The following is a 4,273-nucleotide window of genomic DNA, read 5'->3' on the forward strand; positions in this document are numbered from 1 at the left end:
CTAGGGGGGATCGCCACGTCTGGACATGGTTCGACGTGGCGATCCCCCCTAGACTCCACCTTCATGCTGCGCGCCCTCGCCGTCGACGACGAACGCCCCTCCCTGGAGGAACTGCTGTACCTGCTGCACGCGGACCCCCGGATCGGCAGTGCCGAGGGCGCCGGCGACGCGACCGAGGCGCTGCGCCGCATCAACCGCGCCCTGGAGTCGGGGCCCGACGGGCCCGAGGCCGTCGACGTCGTCTTCCTCGACATCCAGATGCCCGGCCTCGACGGACTCGACCTCGCCCGGCTGCTCGGCGGGTTCGCCCGGCCCCCGCTGATCGTGTTCGTCACCGCCCACGAGGACTTCGCCGTGCAGGCCTTCGACCTCAAGGCCGTCGACTACGTCCTCAAGCCCGTCCGCAAGGAGCGGCTGGCCGAGGCGGTCCGCCGCGTCGCCGAACTGCGCGCCGCCGTGCAGCGCGGCAGTGCCCCGCGCATCCCCGTGCACGAACCCGACCCGGACCACATAGCCGTCGAACTCGGAGGGGTGACCCGTTTCGTCGCCGTCGGCGACATCACCCACGCGGAGGCCCACGGCGACTATGCCCGGCTGCACACCGACCGGGGCAGCCACCTCGTCCGCATACCGCTGTCCACACTGGAGGAACGCTGGCGCTCGCGCGGCTTCGTCCGCATCCACCGCCGCCATCTGGTCGCCCTGCGCCACATCGGTGAGCTCCGCCTCGACGCGGGCACCGTGAGCGTCCTGGTCGGCTCCGAGGAACTCCAGGTCAGCCGACGGCACGCCCGCGAACTGCGGGACCTGCTGATGCGCCGGACCACGGACTAGGGGAGGAAACGTGCCCCAGGACCCGACCGAACGCCGCGTGGTCGTCACCGGCCCGCCCCGCCGTGCCCGCCGCTCCTTCGGCTACTACCGCCCGCGCACCGAGATCGACGAGCAGACCACCCTCGGCCACACCTACGTCCGTTCCCTGATGCGCATCCAGCTGCGCACCGGGCTGACCGTGTTCGCCGTCCTCGTCCTCCTCGTCGGCCCCCTCCCGCTGGTCTTCGCGGCCGCCCCGGACGCCCGCAGGCTGGAGTGGGCGGTCCTCGGCTTCGGGCTCTACCCGCCGCTGGTCCTGCTCGCCCGCTGGTACGTACGCCGCGCCGAACGCAACGAACGCGACTTCGTGCGGCTCGTCGAGGACCGCTGAGGGAAGACCGCCGCCGTGAACTCCGGTTACGCCGTCCCCGCCGTGGCCCTCGTCGTCCTGGCGACCGTCCTCGTCGGCGCCTTCGGCCTGCGCATCTCCCGCACCACCTCCGACTTCTACGTCGCCTCCCGCACCGTCGGCCCACGCCTGAACGCGGCCGCCATCAGCGGCGAGTACCTCTCCGCCGCGTCCTTCCTCGGCATCGCGGGCCTGGTCCTGGTCCAGGGCCCCGACATGCTCTGGTACCCGGTCGGCTACACCGCCGGCTACCTGGTGCTGCTGCTGTTCGTCGCGGCCCCGCTGCGCCGCTCCGGCGCCTACACGCTGCCCGACTTCGCCGAGGCCCGGCTCGCCTCCCAGGCCGTGCGGCGGCTCGCGGGCGCCTTCGTCGTCGGCGTCGGCTGGCTGTACCTGCTGCCCCAGCTCCAGGGCGCGGGGCTCACCCTGACCGTGCTGACCGGCGCCCCCGACTGGCTCGGCGCAGTGATCGTCGCCGTCGTGGTCACCGTCATCGTCGCCGCCGGAGGCATGCGCAGCATCACCTTCGTGCAGGCCTTCCAGTACTGGCTCAAACTCACCGCCCTGCTCGTGCCCGCGCTGTTCCTGGTCCTCGCCTGGCAGCGCGACGGGGCGCCCAGCCACGCCTTCGACGAACCCGCCGCCTTCCGCGAACAGCGTGTCGTCCGCGTCGACGACACCGTCGACCTGCGGATCACCGCCCCGCTGGCCGTCACCGTGGACGGCACCGTCGACGGCCGCGAACACGAGGGCACCGAGGTCCGGCTGCCCGCCGGCACCCACCGCATCGACGGCGGCACCCGGCTGGTCTTCGCCGAGGGGGCCGAGGTCCCGGCCGCGGGACGCGGCGCCGACGACGCCCTGACGCCCTCCCGCGCCGAGTCCCGCGAGGAACGGCCGCTGTACGCCACGTACGGGCTGATCCTCGCCACCTTCCTCGGCACCATGGGCCTGCCGCACGTGGTGGTCCGCTACTACACCAGCCCGCACGGCGTCGCCGCCCGCCGCACCACCGTCGCCGTCCTCGGCCTGATCGGCGCCTTCTACCTGCTCCCCCCGGTCTACGGAGCCCTCGGCCGCCTGTACGCCCCCGAGCTCACCCTCACCGGCGACGCGGACGCCGCCGTGCTGCTGCTGCCCGGCCGGATGTTCGGGGGAGTGGGCGGCGACCTGCTCGGCGCGCTGGTCGCCGGGGGAGCCTTCGCCGCGTTCCTGTCCACGGCGTCCGGGCTGACCATGGCCGTGGCCGGCGTGATCACCCAGGACGTCCTGCCCTCGCGGGGCGTACGGCACTTCAGGCTCGGCACGGTGCTCGCCATGGCCGTCCCCCTCCTGGCGAGCATCCTGGTCGGCGGGCTGCCGGTGGCCGACGCCGTGGGGCTCGCCTTCGCCGTGTCGGCCTCCTCGTTCTGCCCCCTGCTGGTCCTGGGCATCTGGTGGCGCCGGCTGACCCCGCCCGGCGCGGCGGCCGGCATGCTGGCCGGCGGCGGCTCCGCCTTCCTCGCCGTCGCCGCGACCATGGGCGGCTACCCGGGCCGGGGCGTCTGGCACGCCCTCCTGGCCTGGCCCGCCCTGTGGTCGGTGCCGGTGGGCTTCCTCACCATGGTCCTGGTCTCCCTGGCCACCCCCGGCCGGGTGCCGCCCGGCACGGCGGCGGTGCTCGCCCGGTTCCACCTGCCGGAGGAACTGCGGACGGAGGTGTCCGCGTGAGCGGCTTCCTGGCGGGTCTGTGCGTGGCCGTCCTGCCCCTGCTGGCCGCGGGCTTCTGGCTCGGCCGGCGCACCGCGCGGCCGCCCGGACTGGCCGGCCTCGGCACACCCGTCGAGCACGCCACCTTCGAGACCCTGCACACCGCCTCCCTGGCCACGCCCCCGCTGCGGGCCGGACTGACCGAGGAGGCCGCCGGCCGCTCCGCCCGCAAGCTGCGCTCCCTGCTCGGCACCGACGCGCTGTGCCTCACCGACCGCGAACGGGTCCTCGTCTGGGACGGCGCCGGCGCCCACCACCGCACCGAGATCATGGAACGTCTGACCGGGCCCCTGGACTCCGGCCGCGGCGAGGCCTTCCCGCTCACCTGCGACATCCCCGACTGCGCGGTGCGCTGGGCCGTCGTCGCCCCGCTCACCGTCGACGACCGGGTGCACGGCGCCCTCGTCGCCTGCGCGCCCCGCGAGTCCGCGGTCCTGGTCCGGGCGGCCGGGGAGGTCGCCCGCTGGGTCTCCGTCCAGCTCGAACTCGCCGACCTCGACCGGTCCCGCACCCGTCTGATCGAGGCCGAGCTCAGGGCGCTGCGGGCACAGATATCCCCGCACTTCATCTTCAACTCGCTCGCCGTGATCGCCTCGTTCGTGCGCACCGACCCCGAGCGCGCCCGTGAGCTGCTGCTGGAGTTCGCCGACTTCACCCGGTACTCGTTCCGCAGGCACGGCGACTTCACCACCCTCGCCGACGAACTGCACGCCATCGACCACTATCTGGCGCTGGTGCGGGCCCGCTTCGGTGACCGCCTCTCCGTCACCCTGCAGATCGCCCCCGAGGTGCTGCCGGTCGCGCTGCCCTTCCTCTGCGTGCAGCCGCTCGTCGAGAACGCCGTCAAGCACGGCCTCGAGGGCAAGGCCGACAAGTGCCACATCCAGATCACCGCCCAGGACGCCGGTGCGGAGGCCCTCGTGGTGATCGAGGACGACGGCGCCGGAATGGACCCCGGCCTGCTGCGGCGCATTCTCGCCCGCGAGGCCGACCACACGGGCGGCATCGGCCTGTCCAACGTCGACGACCGGCTCCGCCAGGTCGGCGATCTGCAGGGTGACGGAGAGGCGGTCACCGAAGCGGGCCCGCACCAGCGCCAGATAGTGGTCGATGGCGTGCAGTTCGTCGGCGAGGGTGGTGAAGTCGCCGTGCCTGCGGAACGAGTACCGGGTGAAGTCGGCGAACTCCAGCAGCAGCTCACGGGCGCGCTCGGGGTCGGTGCGCACGAACGAGGCGATCACGGCGAGCGAGTTGAAGATGAAGTGCGGGGATATCTGTGCCCGCAGCGCCCTGAGCTCGGCC

General features: G+C 73.5%; 3 protein-coding genes and 2 pseudogenes. 4 read left to right on the plus strand and 1 reads right to left on the minus strand.

The annotated features are described in order from the left end of the window. Positions 1 to 63 precede the first annotated feature (63 nt). From AOK18_RS19665 to AOK18_RS19680, 4 genes and pseudogenes are all read left to right on the plus strand, one after another. Positions 64 to 834 carry a LytR/AlgR family response regulator transcription factor gene (locus AOK18_RS19665; RefSeq protein ID WP_055695218.1) on the plus strand — a complete coding sequence of 257 codons (771 nt, stop codon included), beginning with the start codon at positions 64 to 66 and terminating at the stop codon, positions 832 to 834. Positions 835 to 844: 10 nt separating this feature from the next. Beyond that, on the plus strand, positions 845 to 1,204 hold the full coding sequence (locus AOK18_RS19670; RefSeq protein WP_055573884.1) for a hypothetical protein: 360 nt from the start codon (positions 845 to 847) through the stop codon (positions 1,202 to 1,204). Between the two features lie 15 nt (positions 1,205 to 1,219). Next, positions 1,220 to 2,932 carry a sodium/solute symporter gene (locus AOK18_RS19675; RefSeq protein ID WP_055573885.1) on the plus strand — a complete coding sequence of 571 codons (1,713 nt, stop codon included), beginning with the start codon at positions 1,220 to 1,222 and terminating at the stop codon, positions 2,930 to 2,932. After that, positions 2,929 to 4,029, plus strand: a pseudogene (locus AOK18_RS19680) (sensor histidine kinase); the annotation flags it as partial. The gene AOK18_RS19675 and the pseudogene AOK18_RS19680, both read left to right, overlap by 4 nt. A 66-nt stretch (positions 4,030 to 4,095) precedes the next feature. Here AOK18_RS19680 and AOK18_RS35435 read toward each other — a convergent pair. Further along, positions 4,096 to 4,212 (minus strand): annotated as a pseudogene (locus tag AOK18_RS35435) (hypothetical protein); the annotation flags it as partial. Positions 4,213 to 4,273 lie beyond the last annotated feature (61 nt).

Source organism: Streptomyces prasinopilosus (genome assembly GCF_001419695.1).
Lineage (GTDB): Bacteria > Actinomycetota > Actinomycetes > Streptomycetales > Streptomycetaceae > Streptomyces > Streptomyces prasinopilosus.

Coding starts and splice junctions, on each gene's coding strand:
- AOK18_RS19665 (WP_055695218.1), top strand. CDS start 64: ATGCTGCGCGCCCTCGCCGTCGACGACGAACGCCCCTCCCTGGAGGAA.